Annotated in this window: 21 protein-coding genes and 1 tRNA gene; 5 read left to right on the forward strand and 17 right to left on the reverse strand. The window is 48.0% G+C overall.

Annotation, left to right across the window (positions count from 1 at the left end; genetic code table 11):
* Positions 1–18 precede the first annotated feature (18 nt).
* Positions 19–789 (forward strand): LolA-like protein, encoded by a 771-nt coding sequence (locus tag H9Q13_RS10345; protein ID WP_191183731.1) that lies wholly within the window; start codon positions 19–21, stop codon positions 787–789.
* Between the two features lie 192 nt (positions 790–981).
* Here the strand turns inward: H9Q13_RS10345 and ung are convergent, their stop codons facing one another.
* Entirely contained in the window at positions 982–1,644 is a 663-nt protein-coding gene (gene ung, locus H9Q13_RS10350; RefSeq protein ID WP_191183732.1) for a uracil-DNA glycosylase, read from the reverse strand.
* Between the two features lie 101 nt (positions 1,645–1,745).
* On the opposite strand from ung, the gene apaG reads away from it, so the two are divergent.
* Entirely contained in the window at positions 1,746–2,132 is a 387-nt protein-coding gene (gene apaG, locus H9Q13_RS10355; protein WP_191183733.1) for a Co2+/Mg2+ efflux protein ApaG, read from the forward strand.
* A gap of 177 nt (positions 2,133–2,309) precedes the next feature.
* Positions 2,310–3,095, forward strand: a complete 786-nt coding sequence (locus H9Q13_RS10360) for an O-methyltransferase (protein ID WP_191183734.1) — start codon at positions 2,310–2,312, stop codon at positions 3,093–3,095.
* A 108-nt stretch (positions 3,096–3,203) separates the two neighbouring features.
* On the opposite strand, the gene H9Q13_RS10365 is transcribed toward H9Q13_RS10360, so the two are convergent.
* The 3 genes from H9Q13_RS10365 to H9Q13_RS10375 all read right to left on the reverse strand — a co-directional run bounded on the left by H9Q13_RS10365 (position 3,204) and on the right by H9Q13_RS10375 (position 5,606).
* Positions 3,204–3,980 carry a DUF695 domain-containing protein gene (locus H9Q13_RS10365; protein ID WP_191183735.1) on the reverse strand — a complete coding sequence of 259 codons (777 nt, stop codon included), beginning with the start codon at positions 3,978–3,980 and terminating at the stop codon, positions 3,204–3,206.
* A gap of 73 nt (positions 3,981–4,053) precedes the next feature.
* On the reverse strand, positions 4,054–4,863 hold the full coding sequence (kdsA, locus tag H9Q13_RS10370; protein ID WP_191183736.1) for a 3-deoxy-8-phosphooctulonate synthase: 810 nt from the start codon (positions 4,861–4,863) through the stop codon (positions 4,054–4,056).
* Between the two features lie 149 nt (positions 4,864–5,012).
* Positions 5,013–5,606 carry a class I SAM-dependent methyltransferase gene (locus H9Q13_RS10375; protein ID WP_191183737.1) on the reverse strand — a complete coding sequence of 198 codons (594 nt, stop codon included), beginning with the start codon at positions 5,604–5,606 and terminating at the stop codon, positions 5,013–5,015.
* Between the two features lie 78 nt (positions 5,607–5,684).
* Here H9Q13_RS10375 and H9Q13_RS10380 point away from each other — a divergent pair, with 78 nt between their 5' ends.
* On the forward strand, positions 5,685–6,665 hold the full coding sequence (locus H9Q13_RS10380) for a hypothetical protein (RefSeq protein ID WP_191183738.1): 981 nt from the start codon (positions 5,685–5,687) through the stop codon (positions 6,663–6,665).
* Positions 6,666–6,914: 249 nt separating this feature from the next.
* Here H9Q13_RS10380 and cphA read toward each other — a convergent pair whose 3' ends face one another.
* The 3 genes from cphA to H9Q13_RS10395 all read right to left on the reverse strand — a co-directional run bounded on the left by cphA (position 6,915) and on the right by H9Q13_RS10395 (position 10,390).
* Positions 6,915–9,545 (reverse strand): cyanophycin synthetase, encoded by a 2,631-nt coding sequence (gene cphA / locus H9Q13_RS10385; RefSeq protein WP_191183739.1) that lies wholly within the window; start codon positions 9,543–9,545, stop codon positions 6,915–6,917.
* A 279-nt stretch (positions 9,546–9,824) separates the two neighbouring features.
* Positions 9,825–9,895: transfer RNA gene (locus H9Q13_RS10390), tRNA-Cys, on the reverse strand.
* Positions 9,896–10,027: 132 nt separating this feature from the next.
* Positions 10,028–10,390, reverse strand: a complete 363-nt coding sequence (locus H9Q13_RS10395) for a hypothetical protein (protein ID WP_191183740.1) — start codon at positions 10,388–10,390, stop codon at positions 10,028–10,030.
* Positions 10,391–10,810: 420 nt separating this feature from the next.
* Here H9Q13_RS10395 and H9Q13_RS10400 point away from each other — a divergent pair, with 420 nt between their 5' ends.
* Positions 10,811–11,869 (forward strand): acyltransferase family protein, encoded by a 1,059-nt coding sequence (locus tag H9Q13_RS10400; RefSeq protein WP_191183741.1) that lies wholly within the window; start codon positions 10,811–10,813, stop codon positions 11,867–11,869.
* A 13-nt stretch (positions 11,870–11,882) separates the two neighbouring features.
* Here H9Q13_RS10400 and H9Q13_RS10405 read toward each other — a convergent pair whose 3' ends face one another.
* From H9Q13_RS10405 to H9Q13_RS10450, 10 genes are all read right to left on the reverse strand, one after another.
* Entirely contained in the window at positions 11,883–12,791 is a 909-nt protein-coding gene (locus H9Q13_RS10405) for a pseudouridine-5'-phosphate glycosidase (protein ID WP_191183742.1), read from the reverse strand.
* A 43-nt stretch (positions 12,792–12,834) separates the two neighbouring features.
* Complete coding sequence (locus H9Q13_RS10410) at positions 12,835–13,386, reverse strand: dihydrofolate reductase family protein (RefSeq protein ID WP_191183743.1); 552 nt, start codon at positions 13,384–13,386, stop codon at positions 12,835–12,837.
* A 151-nt stretch (positions 13,387–13,537) separates the two neighbouring features.
* On the reverse strand, positions 13,538–14,200 hold the full coding sequence (locus H9Q13_RS10415; RefSeq protein WP_191183744.1) for a hypothetical protein: 663 nt from the start codon (positions 14,198–14,200) through the stop codon (positions 13,538–13,540).
* 79 nt (positions 14,201–14,279) lie between these two features.
* Positions 14,280–14,927 carry a hypothetical protein gene (locus H9Q13_RS10420; protein ID WP_191183745.1) on the reverse strand — a complete coding sequence of 216 codons (648 nt, stop codon included), beginning with the start codon at positions 14,925–14,927 and terminating at the stop codon, positions 14,280–14,282.
* A gap of 50 nt (positions 14,928–14,977) precedes the next feature.
* Positions 14,978–15,508 (reverse strand): hypothetical protein, encoded by a 531-nt coding sequence (locus tag H9Q13_RS10425; RefSeq protein WP_224744219.1) that lies wholly within the window; start codon positions 15,506–15,508, stop codon positions 14,978–14,980.
* A gap of 237 nt (positions 15,509–15,745) precedes the next feature.
* Positions 15,746–17,626, reverse strand: coding sequence for a 30S ribosomal protein S1 (gene rpsA / locus H9Q13_RS10430; RefSeq protein WP_191183747.1), 1,881 nt, complete (start codon positions 17,624–17,626; stop codon positions 15,746–15,748).
* A gap of 462 nt (positions 17,627–18,088) precedes the next feature.
* Positions 18,089–18,595 (reverse strand): HNH endonuclease, encoded by a 507-nt coding sequence (locus tag H9Q13_RS10435; RefSeq protein WP_191183748.1) that lies wholly within the window; start codon positions 18,593–18,595, stop codon positions 18,089–18,091.
* An 81-nt stretch (positions 18,596–18,676) separates the two neighbouring features.
* Positions 18,677–19,453 (reverse strand): C40 family peptidase, encoded by a 777-nt coding sequence (locus H9Q13_RS10440; RefSeq protein WP_317173892.1) that lies wholly within the window; start codon positions 19,451–19,453, stop codon positions 18,677–18,679.
* Between the two features lie 173 nt (positions 19,454–19,626).
* Positions 19,627–20,100 (reverse strand): SsrA-binding protein SmpB, encoded by a 474-nt coding sequence (smpB, locus tag H9Q13_RS10445; protein ID WP_191183749.1) that lies wholly within the window; start codon positions 20,098–20,100, stop codon positions 19,627–19,629.
* A gap of 3 nt (positions 20,101–20,103) precedes the next feature.
* Positions 20,104–20,493: a thioesterase family protein gene (locus tag H9Q13_RS10450; protein WP_191183750.1), complete on the reverse strand. Its 390-nt coding sequence runs from the start codon at positions 20,491–20,493 to the stop codon at positions 20,104–20,106.
* Positions 20,494–20,550: the final 57 nt, after the last annotated feature.

Genomic DNA, 20,550 nt, shown 5'->3' on the forward strand with positions numbered 1-20,550 from the left:
AGCACCGCGAATAAAACCATGAAAAAAGCCCTGCTACGCTATACCCTATACCTGCTTATCCCCTTTCTTGCCCTCTCCTGCACCAACATCATGAACCAAGAAGCCAGCAAACCCCAGAATGGTCAGCAAGTGATCGAAGCCATGTATAGGCACTGGGATAATAAGTGGTACCCGAACTTTTCTTTTGACCAGAAAGCGATCTTTTATGAGAACGACCAGGTTAGCCGCGAAGAGGTGTGGCAGGAAATTTACAGCTATCCATCGAACCTGCACATCCGTTTCGATGGCTTCGAGACAGGCAACGGCATTATCTATCACCAGGACACGCTCTATACCTTCAAAGCGGGCAAACTGCAGAACAAGCAATATTCCATTCACCCACTGGTGCTGCTGAGCTTTGATGTTTACTTCTTCCCTCCCGCCACTACCATCAGCAAAGCGCATGAGCTAAATTTTGACCTGAGCAAATTCACCGAAACCAAGTGGCAGGGTCACGATACTTATGTGGTGGGTGCAACTGACCTGAATGACAACACCAGCAACCAGTTCTGGGTAGACAAAGAAAACCTGTACGTGGTGCGCGTGATCACCAACAACAAAGGTATAGCACGCGACGTGGAGATGAACAACTACCGGCTGATCGACGGAAACATGGTAGCAACGGAGATCATCTTCAAAAACAACGGCAAGCTATTCCTCCGTGAAGAATACTTCAACATCTCCTTCCCTAAAGAAGTAGATCAAAGCTGGTTTGATCCGGCAGCTTTTACTGCTGCTAATTGGAAGTAAATTCAATAATGGCGCGAGCGTCCACGCTCATGTCTACTATAGCGGGGGCCTCTGGCCCAGTCGAGTCACAGACTCGACATGATAGAGAGACACGGGAATAATTCCCGCGCCAGAGATAATTATAAGAAACAATCCTCCCGTCAAAGACAACTTTCCTCCCCCTCCTGTTCTTAGGAGGGGGCTGGGGGGAGGTCACCAGTCAATCGGCTCTTTCCCCTGTGCTTTCAGGTACTCATTTGCCTTACTGAAGTGGTGCGTACCGAAGAAACCACGGTCTGCGGCAAAAGGCGATGGGTGCGCAGCCTTGAGTACCAGGTGCTTGCGTTCGTCGATGAAGGCTCCTTTTTTCTGGGCGTAGGCACCCCATAGTATGAAGACTACCCCCTGTTTCAGGTCGTTTACTTTTTTCACGACGGCATCCGTAAATTCCTCCCAGCCCTTTTTCTGGTGAGAACCGGCATTGGCGGCACGTACTGTGAGCGTCGCGTTCAGCAGCAAAACCCCTTGCTGCGCCCAGCGCTCCAGGTTGCCCGTTGGTGGCAGGTCCTTTCCCAGGTCATTCTTTATTTCTTTGAAAATATTGAGCAGCGAAGGCGGAATACGCATCCCATCTTTCACTGAAAAAGCCAATCCGTTCGCCTGATTGGGACCATGATAAGGGTCCTGGCCTAAAATAACTACCTTTACATTATCGAAAGGGCACAGCTCAAACGCACTGAAAATCTGGCTCCCGGGCGGGTAAACTTTTTGGCTCGCGTATTCGTCTTTAACAAAGGAGACAAGATTTTTGAAATAGGGCTTTTCAAATTCATCTTCTAACACATTTTGCCAGCTTTCTTCTATCTTTACATTCATAATTAGTGAGGGGTGGTCAGTTTGGAATCCAACATACCTGTGTCGGGACAAGGATTGACTATACCTGAAACAGATGCTAATTATACAAAAAACTCTGTAACATGGATACAAAAACTACAGAAGGTGTAAAAGTAACAGTAACCACTAACTACCTTCCTGATTATTCCAGTCCGGTACAGCAGCACTATGTATTTGCTTACAAGATCAGTATAGAAAACAACAGCGAGTTCACGCTCAAGCTATTGCGCCGGCATTGGTACATACACGACGCCACCGGCACCATACGCGAAGTGGAAGGCGAAGGTGTGGTAGGCCAGCAACCGGTACTGGAGCCCGGCGAGTCGCATGAGTACGTATCCGGCTGCAATCTGAAAACAGGCATGGGCAAAATGCGCGGCACGTACCTAATGGAACGCATGGTCGACGGGAAGCAGTTTCATGTCACCATACCCGAGTTCACACTCATCGTGCCGTATAAGTTGAATTAAATTGCTGATTGTTAATTGTTGTTTGACTATACCTGTTCAATTGTTGTGGGTTAAATTGCTTAATTGTGCAAACGATTATACCTTTAATTTTCAAGTACAGCAGCCTTGCTGTATTAGGTTTCCTCTCAAATAAGGAGAACCAACAATTAAACAATCAACAATTTAACCACTTAAATTTTGCTCCCCTTTCACCTGGCCGCTAACTACCTGCTTTACCGACTCAGGGCTTTTAAGCTGCACGGCGTACATTCCCCTTTCGTTTTTGATCTGTATAACCAGGTGATCCTGCATGATGGGGATTACTATGCCTACCCCATTGTGGAAGAGCTACGGCAGGAACTGCTGCAGGACCATCGTAAGCTGCTGGTAACAGATTTTGGGGCCGGACCCAAGGCAGGTCTGAAGAAGGAGCGTAAAGTCAGTTACATTGCCCGCACCTCCGCCAAACCGGCTAAGTATGCGCAACTGATCTTTCGGTTAGTCAGCCATTTCCAGCCTGAAACGGTCTTTGACTTAGGCACCTCACTGGGTATAACCACTTCCTACCTGGCCAAAGCTAATTCAAAAGCCACGGTCTATACCTTCGAAGGCTGCCCGTCTATTGCAACCGAGGCCAAGGCTAATTTCAGAAAGCTAGGGATAGCGAACGTGCGCCAAGTAATCGGGAATCTGGATGAAACGCTAACAGAACAACTGCAAAAAGTCGGGCAACTGGATTTTGTGTTTTTCGACGGCAACCACCGCTACGAGCCGACCATGCGCTATTTTGAGGCCTGCCTCAGCAAGCATCACGAATACAGCGTGTTCGTGCTGGACGACCTCTATTGGTCGGCCGAAATGAAACGTGCCTGGCAGGATATCAAAAAGCACCCAAAGGTGATGCAGACAGTCGATCTGTTTTATGTAGGCTTGGTGTTTTTCCGGAAGTCACAACCTAAAGAAAACTTTACGCTGCTCTATTAGTACTTCGCTAAATAAAACCTATTTAGTGCTTTTCTGGCAGATATACAGGGAAGGTTTATTCCCCTCCATGTCTAATGTCTAACATCTAACATCTCTTATAGCGCAGCCTCAGTCGTTTTCCTTGATTACCGGCGCTTCCCAGCCGTCGTAGGTACCGTTAAATTCCACAGCCAACAGACCAAGTCCCAGTGTGGTGGCATACACCGATTCTTCATCCAGTGATTCCACTTTAGAGACAACCAGGCTGTAAGGGGCTTCTGGGCTTTTCTCAATCATACTCTCCGAAACAAAGGTATAGCCCTCCTGCTCCACTCGGTTTTTGAACGCTAATCTGTCCGTTTCAGTGGCAAAATAGAAAAGATGGGATACCGGCCTTGGGATATGTTGTTCATCGCCATGCTCCTGCATCATGCGGATGACGCGGCTGTTCTTGATACTCTGCATATCAGCGGGCTCCGGGAACAGGAAATCCAAGTATAGGCCCCAGTTTGGGTCCTCGATGGTATTAGTGGCGTAGGTATAGTCCGGGAAAGCCTGCATGATATTGGCTGCGATCACTTCCGGCAAGGCCTCCTGTCCGCTATAAAAGTAAAAGATGCGCTTGCCGTCGTGCAACAGCTTGCCTACAAACACAGCCTGCAGGGAGTTCTGAAACTCTGACACAACAGCTTCCTCTATCTCCTCGAGCTTTTCCCATTCTTGCTCCTCAGCCGGAAAACCATCGGCGTCAGCTTGCTGCAGGGCCACTACCAACTCAAACGCGCGGTGCGTGTCAGGTATAGGCGCCAGGCTCTCCAGTGCCAGATCCACGCTCACGCAGGCAGGTCGGTCGGCAATGTCGCAAAAGTAAACTTCCCACTCCGGGGTATAGGCAGGTATAGCCATAGGGTTCTATTTTAAAGAAATAAAGAGAGCATCAACCGCGGTCGATGCTCTCTTTTTATACGATTAGCAATTTTTAGCGTACAGCCTGGCGAATCCGGATCAGTTTCTCCATAAGGCCTTCCAGCTGGTCGAGCGGCAACATGTTGGCACCATCTGACTTGGCTACAGAAGGTTGCGGATGCGTTTCGATGAACAGGCCGTCGGCTCCCACGGCGATGGCAGCTTTGGCGATGGTCTCGATCAGGGCTGGCTTTCCACCTGTCACGCCGGAGCTTTGATTAGGTTGCTGCAGCGAATGCGTTACGTCCATCACCACCGGTGCGCCGGTCGATTGCATTTCTGGCAGGTTACGGAAATCCACCACCATATCGGAATAGCCGAAGCTGTTGCCGCGGTCTGTTAGGATCACCTTCTCATTACCCGATTCGCGTACCTTGTCTACAGCAAAGCGCATGGCCTCCCCGGAAAGGAACTGGCCCTTCTTGATGTTCACCACCTTACCTGTTTGCGCAGCTGCTACCAACAGGTCGGTCTGGCGGCATAGGAAAGCCGGAATCTGCAGCACATCAACATATTCGGCAGCCATGGCCGCTTCCTGGCTTTCGTGGATGTCGGTCACAGTGGGTATATCAAAGGTCTGGCTAACTTTCTGGAGAATGCGCAGCGCTTTCTCGTCGCCTATACCTGTAAAAGAGTCCAGGCGGGAACGGTTGGCCTTACGGTAAGAGCCTTTGAAGATCAGCGGAATCTGAAGCTTATCGGAGATTGTGATCAGGCGTTCGGCGATTTGCAGCGCCATCTCCTCTCCTTCTATTGCGCAGGGACCCGCCATCAGGAAGAAGTTGCCGGAGCCGGTATGTTTTAGTTTTGGTATCTCGAACATGTTCATTTACTAAGTTGAAGCCTTTCGGCCTGCAAATTTAGTCAGGTCTTGGCGAATTAAGAACTATATTGTTGATTGTTGATTGTTAATTCCCAAACTCTCTAACTTCTAAACTCTCTAACTTCTAAACTTTCTAACTTCCCAACTTTCTAACTTCCCAACTTTCTCAGCTCAATAAACAGTTCTCTTCCTTGCCGGGGTTGGATCGAGTTAAGAGCTGTTTCGAAATGCAGAAATTCAAAATAGGGTTCAAAGTAGGTCTTGTACTCCTCTCGACTTCCGCCGAAGGGCGGTCCCTGGTGTGTAAAGGTAGTGTCGAAGAGCAGCCCGACTAATTTACCGCCGGGAGCCAGCAGCTCAGCGCATTTCCGGGCATAGGCAGGGCGCAAGCTTGGGTCGATGGCACAGAAAAACGTCTGCTCCACGATCAGGTCATAAGTGCCTTGCAGACGAAAGAAATCCTGCAGCAAGAGTTGGTCTTTGGGAAATGAAGGGACACGGGCCGCAAACCGATCCAGAGGAGCCTGGGCAACGTCCGCGACAAAGGTGTTTCGGAATCCCTCAAGAAACAGGTATTCTGCCTCGTAGGCATGGCCACATCCCGGAATAAGAATGGCCTGCCCCCGATTAGGCAATTGATCGAAATATTCCTGGAGGGGCGTCGTTATAGCTCCAACATCCCATCCGGTCTGGTCATTTTGATAGCGGTTTTGCCAGTACTCCGCACTAAATTCTTGATTCATCTTGTATGATAATAGACCAAAAGCCTTATATTTGAGACTTGCATGAACAATATTCCGGACCATAAACGAACGTGATTTATGACGCCTCCGGAAAAAAAGACACCCAAAAAACAAGAACTGCCCATGAACCCTTCTGAAAAAAGAAGCAACCGTAAGCTTTTAATCAGTGGCCTGCTCGTTATTCTGATCAGTATCAACGGCATCCTGCTCTACATGAATTACCAAAAGAAGGAAAAGAATGAAGAACAGGCCGAGGTAATCCGAGTGAAAGATAAGGAACTGGAGAACCAGATAAAAGTTTATGAGGCACTCAAGGCTGATTTTGAACGGCAGAGCCAGGAACTGCAAGCCATGGGACTTGAAAACGATTCTTTGGAAGCGCAGATCGCCTCTATCACTTCTGACCTGAACGAACTCCGCGGTTTCCGCAAGAGCAGCTATAGCCTGGCTGACCAGCGTCGTTTCCGTGACCGTGCGCAGGCCTTCGAGCAGCAACTGAAGCAAAAAGATCAGGAAATTGCCACCCTGAAACAGGATAATGAGGTACTTTTCACAGAGAACACCACGCTGAAGACCACGCAGAACCGTCTGTCCGACAGTCTGACGACGATGAAGTCTACCAATGAGAACCTGATCGAGAAAGTAAAAGTAGCCTCCCGACTGGAAGCGCAGCGCATGGATGTGATGGTAGTAAACAAGCGCGGAAAAGAACTGGATGACAAAAAGAACGAGTTCCGTGCCAAGAACGTGGAGAAGATTCGTGTTGCCTTTCACCTGGCTAAGAACGATGTAGCTCCCAAGGAGCCTAAAACCATTTACATGCGCCTAATCGAGCCAGACGGAGCTGCTCTCTACAACTTATCAACCGGTTCCGGTTCATTTGATATCGATGGTCAGGATATGTACTACACGGCGAAGCGCGACATCGTGTTTGATAACACACAGCAGCAGGTAAGCTTTGTGTACGCCAAGAACGCAGAGTATAAAAAAGGCCAGCACACCATCGAGCTCTATGCCGATGGATTCCTGATCGGCACTACTACATTTGTACTGAAGTAAACTTTAAATCCTACTTTATGAAGAGCCTCTGCAACTCGCAGGGGCTTTTTTATGCCTGCACTTCCTTGCAATAAGCCCTACTTCCTGCCTTTATCTTTCTGCCAATTTGCAAGTTCAGCTCATCCGGTGTTCTTCCCATGCGGCAGGTATAGCCATAAAAAAAACCCTATCCTGAGGAAAGGGTTTTAGTCCATCGTTCACATGAATAGCTCTAACGCAGGCGTCAGAATTTAATCAACAAGAATTCTTTTATTCGACCAGCATGCTTTTTCTGTGCTGTATCACTTTAAAGCTCTCTACCATTTTCACCGATTCGTGTACGTCTTCCGTGAAAATGGCCACAAAAGCTCCGTCTTCGGCATTTTCGAGGGCGTGTGCAATGGCCCGCATCTCCTCAGGTATCACCTTGACCTGAATGTGGGGCGCTACTTCCTCTATGCCCTGCATCATCGGCAACGTGATTTCCTCAGCCGTTTTACCGCGCAGGTCACTGTCGAGGCGGATGATCACTTCGTCAAAAATCTCTCCGGCCACTTTGCCCAGTTCGTAGAAATCCTGCGTTCTGCGGTCGCCCACACCCGCTACGATACCGATCTTCCGGGTCACGTCCAGGTCCTCCATAAAGCCGCCAATTGCTTTCAGACCGCCCACATTATGGGCATAGTCTACCAGCACCTCAAAATTAGGGAACTGAAACAGGTTCATACGGCCCGGCGTTTTATCCGGCGAAGGTATAAAGGTGCGCAAGGCCCTTTTGATATCCTCAATGTCAAAATGCGATACATAACCGGCCAGCGTTGCCGCCAGTATGTTTTCGATATTGAATTTGGCTTTCCCCCCAAACGTCAGCGGCACATCGGCCACGCGGTCAATCCTGATCTTGTAGCTGTTCTTGAAGATCGAGATATACCCGTTCTCAAAAACAGCGGCCAGTCCGCCTTTTGCAATGTGCTTGAGTATGCGCGGATTGTTCTCGTCCATACTAAAGAAAGCCACTTTGCATTTTACCTCTTCCGCCATCGCATATACTAGGTCATCGTCGGCATTCAGGATGGCATAGCCGTCTTTGCTCACGCTCTTCGGTATCACCGACTTCACTTTGGCCAGATCCTCCAGGGTATGGATGTCACGCAGGCCCAGGTGGTCGGAGCTCACATTGGTCACAATGCCGATGTCGCATTGGTCGAAACCAAGTCCTGAGCGAAGCAATCCGCCTCTCGCACACTCCAGTACAGCGAAATTCACTGTCGGGTCTTTGAGTACGAACTGTGCACTGTAAGCCCCTGTCGTATCGCCTTTTTCGAGCATCTTGTCCTGAATGTAGATGCCGTCGGTGGTCGTATACCCTACCTGATAGCCTTTGCTTTTCACCATGTGGGCGATCAGGCGCGTTGTGGTTGTCTTCCCGTTGGTACCCGACACCGCAATGATCGGAATACGGGCAGGTTTGTTGCGCGGGAACAGCATGTCAATTACCGGCTCTGCCACGTTTCGCGGCAAACCGTAGGTAGGCGAAATGTGCATCCGGAAACCCGGTGCAGCATTCACCTCCAGCACAGCGCCATTTGCCTCGTTGAGCGGTATGGCGATATCGGTGGTCATCACATCGATGCCGCAAATATCCAACCCGATCAGTCCTGCAATGCGCTCCGCCATGAGTATGTTATAAGGATCAACTAAATCAGTAACGTCAGTTGCCGTGCCTCCAGTACTTATGTTAGCCGTACTTTTCAGGTATAGTACCTCCCCTTCGGGCAAAACTGACTGAGTAGTAAGCTCTTTGGCCTTTAAAATATTTTGCGTGTGACGGTCGATCGAGATGCGGGTCAGCGCCTTTTCGTGCCCCACGCCGCGTCTCGGGTCCCGGTTCTCCCGGTCCACCAGTTCCCGGATCGTGGATTTGCCGTCTCCTGTTATCATGGCCGGTGTGCGCTTGGCGGCGGCCACAAATTTCTTGTTGATGACCAGTAGTCTGAAGTCGAAGCCCTGCACAAACTGCTCCACCATCACGGCATCGGAGTACTTCTGAGCGGCGGCAAGCCCTTTCAGCGCGTCTTTCCAATTGGTGATGTTGATGGTAGCGCCTTTGCCATGGTTACCATCCAGCGGCTTGAGCACCAGCGGGTAGCCGAGTCGGTCTACGGCACGTTTCAGCTCTTCCTGGTCATACACGGTGGTTCCTTTCGGTACAGGTATACCTGCCTCATCCAGCAGTTCTTTGGTAGCGTTCTTATCACCGGCAATCTCTACGGCAAAGCAGGCGGTGCTGCAGGTCATCGTGGCCTGAATACGCTTCTGGTTCACGCCGTGGCCCAGTTGGATGAGCGAATGTCTGTTGAGACGGATATAAGGTATGCCGCGGCTCTCCGCCTCCGACACGATGGAGAAGGTGCTTGGCCCAAAGTACTCATCTTCACGGATTTGGTGGAGGCGGTCAATATCGTCGCTTAGTCTGTATTTCTCGCCTTTGATGAGCGCCTCTGTGATACGCAAGGCGGCATGGGCGGCATATTCACCGGCTCGCTCCTCCTGGTAAGAGAAGATCACCTGCAGCGTGCCCAGGTCATGGGCCGGGTAGCAACGTCCGAAGCCGCTCTCCATACCTGCCAGTGTCTGCAGTTCTAGCGCAATGTGTTGTACCACATGCCCGAAAGTGGTCCCTTCCTCCACTGAATGGAAGAAACCACCTGCCACCCCCTCCGAAGCGCGGTGGTTGTACATGGCCGGAAACATTTTCTTTAATCGGCTATAGAAGCCGGGTACTTCGTTGGTAAGCGTATCTGCCAACTCTTCGAGGGCCAGTTTCAGAACAATGATTTTGGGGTGTTCTACTGACCAGTAGTTTGGTCCGCGCATGATGCGCAAATCTGTAATCTTCATGGAATAAGGTAAGATGCTTGTATTGCCTGTCTTCTGTTGACTATGATGTAGGGATAGCCATGGGATAATGTTTGCTTGCAATACGATATATGCACACAAAGGATATAGCGGATCTGAAAAAATCAGTGCCATTTAGGGAAGGCAATCCGTTGGGGAATTTGGCTCTATCACAAGCTATCTGTATAGACTTGGGCACGAGCGCTTTGCTTAAAAGAAGCAGAGAGGTATAAAATAAAAAAACGCCCGGTCAGGTAAAAGACCGGGCGTTTCTAAAAAGAGAGGTAACGAGCGGATTCGAACCGCTGTAGCAGCTTTTGCAGAGCTGAGCCTAGCCACTCGGCCACGTTACCCTGATTGGGAGTGCAAATATAAACAGAGATGTATGCTTGTCAAACTATAAAGCTATATTTTTTAACCTCAGAAGGCTATAAAGCTAGCAGTAAGCCAATTAAATTTTCATCCTCTTCCCCGTGGCAAACCTTTTACTTAGGAAGCGGTGCTCCCACAGGTATAGCGCAATCATGACCTGGCTGGCCGTGCGGTGGGTTGGTGCCTTCTGCCACCGAACCTGTTGCCTGCGGTTGAAACACAGGAGGCGGTGTTGTCAGCTTGGGCTGTGGTGTTGAGTTGAGCGGCGCTCCGACAGGTATAGCGCAGTTATGGCCTGGCTCTCCATGAGCAGGGTTCAGCGCCACGTCTCCGGCTGGAGCAGCGGTAGCAGCATTCATGCTGGCTGGTGCATTGGTTGACTGGGTGTTCGTCGTGTCTGACTGCGTGTTGTCGTCCGAGCAGGAGGCGAAGCCGACCAGCGCCGCAACCAAGAAAAAGCTTACTGTAGTTTTCATGCTGACAAGCTACCAAAAAGCCACCTTAAATGCAAAAATCAGGTCATGCAATTGCCTGCTTGCTTTTATCCCGCTGACTGACTGAAGCAGGTATAACTTTATTCTTACAACCCTGGTATAGGCAGAAAAACGGTTATCCTCACACTGGGCGATCGATTCTTCATAAGGTATAGCCGCTTTCGTAGTTTGCAAAAAGGTGGCTCATTTTGAAGAAGTTGATCTGAGGGTGGTAACACATTGTAAACTATGACGTACCTGACACAAGTGCTGGCTGCTGCTGCGGTTGGGCTTGTGCAGCTTTCAGGATCGTACAGCCTGATGCAGATAACTCCTACTCCTGACACCAGCAAGCAGGGGTTCAGCTAGACCAGTTTGTGTTCTTCGACAGGGACGTGGCGCTATGGCGCTAAGCAATTTAATATGAATAGACTTTTATTTCTAGACGCTTTAAGGGGCATTGCTGCACTGTCAGTGGCGCTCTTTCACTATACTTCCGTATACCGCAGCCTGTATGGGCACAGCTTCTCCCCCGCTTTCGATTTCGATTACGGCCTCTTCGGGGTGGAGCTGTTCTTTATGATCAGCGGGTTTGTCATCTTCTTCAGTTTCGACCGGATCAAGAGCGGGAGCGAGTTCCTCTTCAACCGGGGCATTCGCCTCTACCCTACCTATTGGTTCAGTATGCTCACCACCTTCCTGGTCATACAAACTTTCGGACTGCCTGGCTTCGAAACCACCATTCCACAAATGCTCGTCAACCTGACCATGTTCCAGAAACTGGCCCGCGTGCCTGATGTGGATGGGGTATACTGGTCGCTTTTCTCGGAGTGGATGTTCTACCTGATGATGCTGGCCCTGTTCATGACCAACAACCTGAAACGGATACTATGGGTGGGCCCGGTATGGGTAATGCTTAGCCTGGTGCATAAGTACGCCCTCAGCTTCGGACCTGTTGGGGCCATCCTCAACCTGTACCATGGCGTGTTCTTTTATGCGGGTATCCTGTTTTACCTACTCATGAAGCAGCCTGAAAAGAAGAACATCATTCTAGGGCATTTGCTCTTCTCCATTGCCGTTATCGTGGCGCTATACCTACCCGAGGGCCTGCCGCATACCTTGGTGGTCATCAGTTTCTTCGTTATTTTCTACCTAGGTTTAGAAGGCAAAATGGATTTTCTGGTGAACAAGGCTTTACTGTTCCTGGGGAGTATTTCCTATGCCCTGTACCTCATACACCAGTTTGTCGGGTATGTGATCCTCAACGAGACAAAGGCCCTTTTTGGGGACAGTATGCTGGTGATCGTGCCACCGCTGGCTATCTCACTCGCAGCTGCCTGGCTTATTACAACCTACATCGAAAAACCTGCCGTGGGCAGACTTAAAACCTGGTACAAGCAACGAACCGGCGCCCCGCTACCAGCAGAAAAGAAGGTGCCTGTCAGCGGCTTTGCCAAGCCGGAAACGGCCCCAACAAAATAAAACTGCCAAAGCCTTACTGTACATAAGCCATGGCAATCTCGGCTCCCAACTTGGCATTGTGCTTAATGAGCGCGATGTTGGCTTCCAGGCTTTCTCCTTTGCTATGCTCCGCGATATACTTTAATAGAAAAGGTGTCACCGCCTTGCCTTTGATATGCTGCTCAGCAGCCGCATGCAAAGCCTGGGTGATATACCATTCCATTTCCGGGGCAGGTACTTCGTACTGTTCAGGTATAGGATTGGCAATCAGTGCTGCTCCTTCCAGTCCCAAGTCCCATTTAGCTCGCAGCAGATCGGCGATAGCTTGCGGAGAGTTTAGTCGTAATGGAGAGGGGAAACCGCTTTGGCGGGAATAAAAGCTGGGGAACTCATCTTGGCCATACGTAACAACAGGAATGCCTTTCGTTTCCAGGTACTCCAGGGTCAGCCCGATGTCCAGTATCGACTTGACACCTGCCGAAACCACCGCTACCGAGGTCTGTCCCATTTCGGTCAGGTCGGCCGAAATATCCATGGTAGTCTCAGCGCCCCGGTGCACACCCCCAATCCCGCCCGTTACGAACACCCGTATACCTGCCATGGCGGCAATACGCATGGTAGCGGCCACAGTAGTCGCCCCATTAAGCTGCTGGCTCACGACATAAGGCATATCCACCAGACTGACTTTCCAGACATCATTTGCCTGGCCCAGCTGCTCTATCTGCTGCTGTGTTAATCCCACACAGCACTTGCCATTCAGGATGGCAATGGTCGCAGGTATAGCTCCTGTTTCCCGCACTACCGCTTCCACTTCTAGGGCCGTCTGCACATTATGCGGGTAAGGCATACCATGCGCAATGATCGTGGACTCCAGCGCCACTACTGGCTTTCCTTGGGCCAAGGCTTGCTGTACTTCGGGGTGGATTTGAAGGTATGAGGTCATAGTTTGCAATGCTGCTTTTGGGGCATTTCTGAATAGCAGGTATTTAAACTTTACTTTTGGCCTCATAGATGAGCTGTACCACACCTGATTTAAACCTGTTTAATCCTGTTAAGTTGAGGTCTATCCGGCCTTTAAGTTCTTGAAACAAGGGCTTGCCTGCTCCTAGCACGGTCGGGTGCATGGAAATACGGTATATGTCAATTAGACCATACTGGATAAAGGTTGTAATGAGCTTTGCTCCACCGTACAGCCAAATATCCTTGCCGTTTTGTTGTTTCATTTCAGCAATTTTTTCAGGTATACCAGAGGAAATGAAAGTGGCGTTGCTATCCTGCTGCCCCTGGCTCGAGAATACTATTTTATTTTTTGAGTGGACAGCCGCCCAAATAGCTTTATCGGTTTCGCTTGCGTTAGAGTCCGGCTGGTAATTTCCCCACATCTCGTAGCTCACCCGACCATACAGGATTGTGTCTATACCTGCAAGAAAGCCCTGGAGGTCCATGTCCTCGTCCAGAATACACCAATCTACTTCTCCATTTGGGCCTTCTATATAACCATCGAGAGTCACGGCCAGGTCTAAGATTACTTTTCGCATAGGGGAGCTGATTTATAGTATCGGATCTATCTTAAACTTATGGTATGCACATTCCAATGCATGAGAGAGTGTATCCTACATTTAAAAGATCGCAGAACGTCTTGGCTATGGTGCGTAAATGCACTATAGGTGTTGTTGAGCTAAATATTTCTTAATCTTTTTGTAGCTTGTTTTTGAGCGCCTTTATCGCTTCTATCATGGATTTTTGGTCTTCTTCTGGAGCAGTACTTTGGGTTAATTTCTCCATTAACTCAGTCAACTCAACCAATTCATACATCTTCGTTCCCTTGTTTGGTGACCAGACTTTGCCTGCCATTGTACCTGCCCACTGTTTATGAGTAATGAAATAGTATGAAGTCCCATCCAAACCCATTTGAGGTGCTTCAGGATACTGGGTCTTGTATAGGGCGATCAAAAACAACTCCTTAAGTTCTGTGGCAATTTCTTCACTTATCCTTACTTTTTGCTCTATCAGTTTAAGCTCTCTATTGGGTGAGCTAACGTGTGGACTGACATAAGCCCAGATTGGTATATCAACTGTTCTTTTTAGTAGTACCAGTCCTTCTTCCTGGGATTCAACTGACAATAGCTTCTCTGGTTGAAAAGATGGCAGAATCACTACTCTGACAAAGTACTGGTTTTCACCTATCCCTTTGAATAAGGTCTCTTGAGTACGTTCATAATAGGTTTCAAGTACTTCACTATTTACAAAGGAATGAAAGTAACCTTCGACGGGCACCAAATGGTCGCTCCCTTGGCTAAAACCAAGCCTGCATGATAAAATGAAAGACAGTATTAGAAGGAAAATTTTCATAGTCACATATTAAGCTCAACGTTTAGTATTTGCAAAGCCTGCAGCGGAGCAAAGGTTTTGTGAATACCTTGTTAGTAGTTTAGTTCTTTTTATATATTATGATTTTACCTTTTCTCCCTTTTAATATCAGGTCATTTTCAGTTATTTTTTTAACTTTCCATTTCCAAACTTCTCCAGCTTTAACCAATTCAGTTGGGCCTTGAATTAATTCAGCCGCACCTTCATAGCTTTTATCCAAAGATATATTTTGGTTAAGTACTTCAAATCCTAAAGAATTGATTTTAATATTTCCTTGGTCGTTCGATTTTGGAAGAGAAAATTTTGCTAATCCTTCCTGGTTTGTCATTGAGTATAATAATTGTTTCTGGTCTTTATCCAGGAGAAGGACATTTGAAAAAGGAATCAACTCTTTTGAAAGTTTATCAAATACCTGTATAATTATTTGAACGCTATCATTTTTAACCTCTTTACTGATAAAGCTTATTTTGCCTTTCTCAGTTGGTTCTTCAATTTGAGTAAAAGTAAGTTCAAGTTTATTATTCCTAAATCTATAAGTACCTCTTCCTTCTCTAAATCTTGTACAATCCGAATAGGAATATTGGAAATGCTTTTCATCTAAAAAATTAATACAGCTATAATGGTAGGTATTTGAGTTACAAAAGCTGCCTTTAATTTGAGCCTTTACTTCAAATGTTAAAAGAATCAAAAGTGTTAAAACTAATTTCATTTGAATTTGAATTACTACTAACGTGTTTGGCTATGGTGCATTTAAATGCACTATAGGCTTTGTTGTGGTATGGTGTTTTGCTTAGTGACTTCTAAGTATTTTCTTCTTTTTACAATTATTACGATTGTTGCTATTACCATTAAGGTCAAACAAATAGAGAAGAATAAATCAGCATAAATGTAGTTCCACTTTTCCAGATTAGTCATTTCTCTTTCTGTGCTGTTTACCATAATGCTTCTGGAATAGGTCCTGACTTTACCCGCAGCAACCAGTACATAAGCCAAAGAAGGAATCAATGCTGCACCTGTTGCCAATAGACCCAAGAGCAATCCTTTCTTTTTGCCTGTGATTATACCAATACCACCCATGAATAGTAGCAGCCAAAAGGCGAAATCTGTAACTACTTCCAAAAAAGGTCTTGGGTAACTAAAAGTATTTTTATCAAGTCCCCAAGTTTGATTATAAAACAGAACATGGTAACCAGATTTAAATAAAAAGTATGAGGAAACAGCAATAACCATCACACCAGTTAAGATAAAGAACCTGCGGCTATTGATTATTTTCTGAATCATTTTCTTCATTTCACTGCACCACAACTAGCGTATAGCAGGAGTCCCTACTCCTACTATCTGCACTATGTCTGGAGTACTAAATGTTTTTATCAAAGTCTTATACCACAGGTATAGCGCCTAGCTAATATACTGCTTTTCGGTACTAATTACTCTATAAGCCTTAAACTTTTGAGGTTATAAGAAACTGCCAGAAATAAAAAGGCCCCGGATTGCTCCGGGGCCTTTCATTATAGGACAAGCTTAGTACTAAGCGTTGTTCTCTTCTTCAGCAGACGCTTCGTCAGAATCTTTTGCCTTTTTAGCGGCAGCGGCTTCTAACTTCTTCACGCCAGCTTCTTTCTCGTTGTCCAACATCTTCTCTTTCAGAGCAGACAGGGCATCCAGGTCACCAAGAGTAGACTTGTTTTCTACTTCTTTAGGAGCCTTAGGAGCTTTCTCCTTCTTCTCACCAGCTGGGGCAGCCTTCTTAGTCGCTTTCGCGATACGAGCGCTGTCAGCCTCAGAGTAAGTGGCAGTGTGCGAAAGGATAATCTTACGATCGTCTTTAGAGAATTCAGTTACTCGGAAGTCAAGCGTTTCGCCTGCCTCTACCTGTGAACCGTCTTCTTTTGCAAGACCTTTCGGGAAAGAGAAACCTTCGATGCCGTATGGCAACTCCAGCGTAGCGCCTCTGTCTGATTTCTCAAGTACAGTAGCTTTGTGTACTGAACCTACGTTGAATACAGACTCGAACGTATCCCAAGGGTTCTCCTCCAGCTGCTTGTGACCAAGAGCAAGTCTTCTGTTTGCTACATCAAGCTCCAGAACAACTACGTCAAGGTTTTCACCAACTTTCACGAACTCAGATGGGTGCTTGATCTTCTTAGTCCAAGACAGGTCAGATACGTGTACAAGACCATCAACACCTTCTTCCAGCTCCAGGAACAGACCGAAGTTTGTCAGGTTACGAACTACGCCAGTGTGCTTCGTGCCAACTGCATATTTCGTGATAACATCCTCCTTCGTCCATGGATCTTCAGTAAGCTGCTTGATACCAAGAGACATCTTGCGCTCTTCGCGGTCAAGAGTCAATACAACTGCTTCAACCTCGTCGCCTTGCTTGATGAAGTCTTGTGGGTTGCGCAGGTGCTGTGACCATGACATTTCAGAAACGTGGATCAGACCTTCAACGCCTGGCATCAGCTCAAGGAATGCGCCGTAGTCAGCCACGTTAACGATCTTACCTTTTACTCTAGACCCAACTTCAATTTCAGCTGGCAGAGCATCCCAAGGGTGCGGAGTAAGCTGCTTCATGCCAAGAGAGATACGCTTCTTGTCATCGTCAAAGTCAAGCACTACCACGTTCACCTTCTGGTCAAGGTTCAATACTTCCTCTGGGTGGTTAATACGTCCCCAAGAGATATCTGTGATGTGAAGCAGACCGTCTACGCCACCAAGGTCGATGAACACACCGAAGTTTGTCATGTTCTTGATAACGCCTTCCAGAACCTGACCTTTCTCCAGGTTGTTCAGGATAGCGGCACGCTGCTGCTCCAGGTCTTTCTCGATCAATACTTTGTGCGATACAACCACGTTGTCGAAAGCGGCGTTGATTTTCACAACTTTCACTTCCATCTTCTTACCAACGAACACGTCGAAGTCACGGATCGGCTTCACGTCGATCTGAGAACCTGGCAAGAAGGCCTCAACACCGTAGAGGTCCATGATCAGACCACCTTTGGTTCTTCTCTTCACAACGCCTTCCAGAATGTTGTCATTCTCAAGAGCGTCATAAATACGAGCCCAGGCAGATACGATCTTCGCTTTCTTGCGGGAAAGGATCAGCTGACCGTTCGGGTCTTCCTGGTCTTCGATGAATACTTCAACCTCGTCACCAACTTTCAGCTCAGGAAGATCTCTGAATTCTGAAACCGGTACCAGGCCGTCAGATTTGAAACCGATGTTCAGGATCACGTCACGATCAGTGATGCCTACAACAGTTCCTTTAACAACCTCCTGCTCCTGTACGGTAGTCAGGGTGTCGTCATACATTTTTTCCATTTCAGCGCGCTCTTCTTTGCTGTAGCCGCCACCGAAACCTTGAGACTCAAACTTGTCCCAATCGAAATTTTCTGGAGAATTACTCATAATGTTTTACTGCTCTGGAGAAGCCACCGACTTAGAGCAATAGGCCGGTTTGGTTTGGTTTTACATTTCCCCGGACGCGGTGCCGAGGCCATTCACTCGAATGAAGGGGCAAAAGTAAACAATACTTTAAAATTATGCTAGTATATAACATAGAAGTTCATGCAATATTAGGTAAGGTATAAGTCATTGAGGGTTAGCGGACTTGTAAGCTTTCTAAATGATTACTGGAGTATAGGTATAGCCTAACCCACAAAGACAGCCATTTCCTGACTAATCAGACCGACACAGCACCCGCTATACTTGGCAGTTATAGCGGGCTAAACCGCAAAAGATCGAGTTTAGTATAAAGGCTATTCAAGTCAAAAAAAGACGATACAGTAACACTATACCTCAGGTGTTACCAAACCCTGAACAACAGGCCATTAAACAAATCACACTAAATATATTAGTAACTGTATATTCCTACTTTTTGGAGACATTCAGGAAGAAATGCCAGTCCTCGTTATAGGCATTCACGTGCAGTTGAAGGAAAGTTTGAAGGGAAGGTTTGGATGGTTTTTGCAGCAGCTGCAGGCCGGCTTCTTCGGGGGTGCGGTCGCCTTTGCGGGAGTTGCACCTGGAGCAGGCCGTCACAATGTTCAGCCAACTGGTCTCCCCTCCCCTGGAGCGGGGCAGCAAGTGATCGAGGGTCAGGTTTTTGGTGGTGCCGCAGTACTGGCAAAGGAAATTGTCGCGCCGAAGGACGTTGTGCCTGCTAAGTGAAATGCCGTAATAAGGCACTTTAACATAACGCTGGAGCCGGATAACAGAGGGAACAGGATAGGAAGTGCTGACGGTGCGCAAAACAGCGCCATTGGCCTTGGAAACGAGCTCGGCCTTGTCAAGGTATACCAGCAAAAATGCCTTCGTCACCGTGCAAACCGCAATGGCGCTGAAGTCCTGGTTCAATATCAGCACTTTATTTCTCATAGTTCTCTCTGAACTTACGCTATGCTTCTACGAGAAATAACCAACTCGTTATAGCCTAAGTTCAAAGAAAAGTGCTGAGTATCAGGAAAAAATACGCTTTATAATGCGAAGATTGTGGGAATAACGTTTGCGTTCGGCGTTGTAGATGCCGTTGTGGTCCAGGGTATCGATACGGATCTCGCCGTGGGCGTGCATGATCTGCTGTCCCTCCAGCATAATGCCTACATGGGTAATTCTACCCTCGTCGTTGGCAAAATAGGCCAGATCGCCGGGTTGGGTCTGGGTGGCAAAGTGCACCTCCTCCCCCACTGCCACCTGCTGGCTGGCGTCGCGTGGCAATTGGAACCCGCAAAGGCCGTATACCTGCTGCGTAAAGCCCGAGCAGTCGATCCCGAACATGGATTTGCCGCCCCACAGGTAGGGTGCTTTCAGGAACCCCAGGGCCACTTTGGTTAACTGGGCTGTCGTAACCGGCACGGCCGGATTGGTAGCTCGGCCGCTGTACTGGTAGCTCTGCCCGTCAATTCGCAGGCTCATGCCATCAAAAAACGGCAGATAGGCCCCTATACCTACAGGCAAGCGCATGTCCGCATTGCTCACCACTTGCACAATGTCCAGTGCCCGGGGGTGCTGCGCGGCCTTCCATTCCTGGAAATAAGCCACCGAAACAGGCACATACTGCTTGTAGTCGATCCAGCCACGATACTCATCCGAGGCCAGCTGTACCTGCACCCAGTTGCCCTGCTTGCTCAGCACCTCCAGACACTCCCCAAAGAGCACCTGCGTGACCATTTCTGCCTTATCAGAGGGCTCAGCGCGCATGGGCACCAAACTGAGCATACATATTCCGTAGTCCACTTTTTTTTAATTTTGAATGAGTGATTGAGTGAATGAGTGAATATTTTTTTTGATTCTTGAATAAGTAAATGAGAGAGACTTGAAGCTGTGCGATTTAGCGATTTTTGAGAAAAATTACATTCCCAAACCTTTCTAAAATCTCACTCATTCACTCAATCACTCATTCACAATTCCTAAAACCCGCTTCTGTCCAGTTCGCGTTTTACGTCCTTCGCCTTGATGTCTTCTCGCTTGTCATGCAGCTTCTTACCACGTGCTAGTGCAATCTCTACTTTAGCAAAACCACGGTCGCTGATGAACACCCGAATGGGGATGATCGTAACGCCTTGCTCCTGCACACCTTTCTCCAGACGCTTCAGTTCACTCTTGTTCACGAGGAGCTTCCGTACCCGCATGGGTTCGTGGTTGTAGTGCGTGCCCTCGGTATAGGTAGAGATGTGCACGTTGTGCAGGTATAGCTCGCCGTTGTGCAGCACACAATATCCGTCCTGCATGTTCACCTTGCCTTCCCGAATCGACTTGATCTCAGTACCCATGAGCATAATGCCCGCCGTGTACTTGTCCAGAAACTGGTACTCAAAGGATGCCCTGCGGTTCACGATGTTCACGTGCTTCTTTATCCGGTCTTTATCTTTTGCTTTCGCCATGTTCTATCTTGGAGCCAGCACGCTGGCCAGTTTGTCTTTCTTTAAAATCTTCTGTCCCGTATCACCGTCCGCCACCAGCCTGTCTCCTACCCGGGCCTCAAAACTGCAAATAACGTTGTTGCCTTCCTGCGACTGCAGCGTAGCCGTTATTTCAATTATATCACCCTCAAAAGCCGGGCTTTTATGGTTGATAGTCAGAAATGTACCTATACCTTCTTCATCTTCTTCTTTCATCTCCAACACAAACAACCTGCCTGCCCACTCAGCCGCCTGTGCCAAGGCAAACGTAGAGCAAACCGCATGCACCAACCCATCGTCGAAACGGGCAAAATCCGCCGCCGTTACCGTCTTGCAGTATACCTTGGTGTCGCCTGTTTGAAAAGGGTGCTTCATTTGATGAATGGTTGAGTTTCGATTGAGTGATTGAGTGAATGAGTGAATATAAAACAA

The sequence above is a fragment of the Pontibacter aquaedesilientis genome (assembly GCF_014773225.1).
Taxonomy (GTDB): Bacteria; Bacteroidota; Bacteroidia; order Cytophagales; family Hymenobacteraceae; genus Pontibacter; species Pontibacter aquaedesilientis.

Excerpts from the sequence above, each read along its gene's own strand:
- H9Q13_RS10345 (WP_191183731.1), top strand. The coding sequence starts at position 19 with ATGAAAAAAGCCCTGCTACGCTATACCCTATACCTGCTTATCCCCTTT.
- ung (WP_191183732.1), bottom strand. The coding sequence starts at position 1,644 with ATGAATGTAAAGATAGAAGAAAGCTGGCAAAATGTGTTAGAAGATGAA.
- apaG (WP_191183733.1), top strand. The coding sequence starts at position 1,746 with ATGGATACAAAAACTACAGAAGGTGTAAAAGTAACAGTAACCACTAAC.
- H9Q13_RS10365 (WP_191183735.1), bottom strand. The coding sequence starts at position 3,980 with ATGGCTATACCTGCCTATACCCCGGAGTGGGAAGTTTACTTTTGCGAC.
- kdsA (WP_191183736.1), bottom strand. The coding sequence starts at position 4,863 with ATGTTCGAGATACCAAAACTAAAACATACCGGCTCCGGCAACTTCTTC.
- H9Q13_RS10375 (WP_191183737.1), bottom strand. The coding sequence starts at position 5,606 with ATGAATCAAGAATTTAGTGCGGAGTACTGGCAAAACCGCTATCAAAAT.
- H9Q13_RS10380 (WP_191183738.1), top strand. The coding sequence starts at position 5,685 with ATGACGCCTCCGGAAAAAAAGACACCCAAAAAACAAGAACTGCCCATG.
- cphA (WP_191183739.1), bottom strand. The coding sequence starts at position 9,545 with ATGAAGATTACAGATTTGCGCATCATGCGCGGACCAAACTACTGGTCA.
- H9Q13_RS10395 (WP_191183740.1), bottom strand. The coding sequence starts at position 10,390 with ATGAAAACTACAGTAAGCTTTTTCTTGGTTGCGGCGCTGGTCGGCTTC.
- H9Q13_RS10400 (WP_191183741.1), top strand. The coding sequence starts at position 10,811 with ATGAATAGACTTTTATTTCTAGACGCTTTAAGGGGCATTGCTGCACTG.
- H9Q13_RS10405 (WP_191183742.1), bottom strand. The coding sequence starts at position 12,791 with ATGACCTCATACCTTCAAATCCACCCCGAAGTACAGCAAGCCTTGGCC.
- H9Q13_RS10410 (WP_191183743.1), bottom strand. The coding sequence starts at position 13,386 with ATGCGAAAAGTAATCTTAGACCTGGCCGTGACTCTCGATGGTTATATA.
- H9Q13_RS10415 (WP_191183744.1), bottom strand. The coding sequence starts at position 14,200 with ATGAAAATTTTCCTTCTAATACTGTCTTTCATTTTATCATGCAGGCTT.
- H9Q13_RS10420 (WP_191183745.1), bottom strand. The coding sequence starts at position 14,927 with ATGAAATTAGTTTTAACACTTTTGATTCTTTTAACATTTGAAGTAAAG.
- H9Q13_RS10425 (WP_224744219.1), bottom strand. The coding sequence starts at position 15,508 with ATGAAGAAAATGATTCAGAAAATAATCAATAGCCGCAGGTTCTTTATC.
- rpsA (WP_191183747.1), bottom strand. The coding sequence starts at position 17,626 with ATGAGTAATTCTCCAGAAAATTTCGATTGGGACAAGTTTGAGTCTCAA.
- H9Q13_RS10435 (WP_191183748.1), bottom strand. The coding sequence starts at position 18,595 with ATGAGAAATAAAGTGCTGATATTGAACCAGGACTTCAGCGCCATTGCG.
- smpB (WP_191183749.1), bottom strand. The coding sequence starts at position 20,100 with ATGGCGAAAGCAAAAGATAAAGACCGGATAAAGAAGCACGTGAACATC.
- H9Q13_RS10450 (WP_191183750.1), bottom strand. The coding sequence starts at position 20,493 with ATGAAGCACCCTTTTCAAACAGGCGACACCAAGGTATACTGCAAGACG.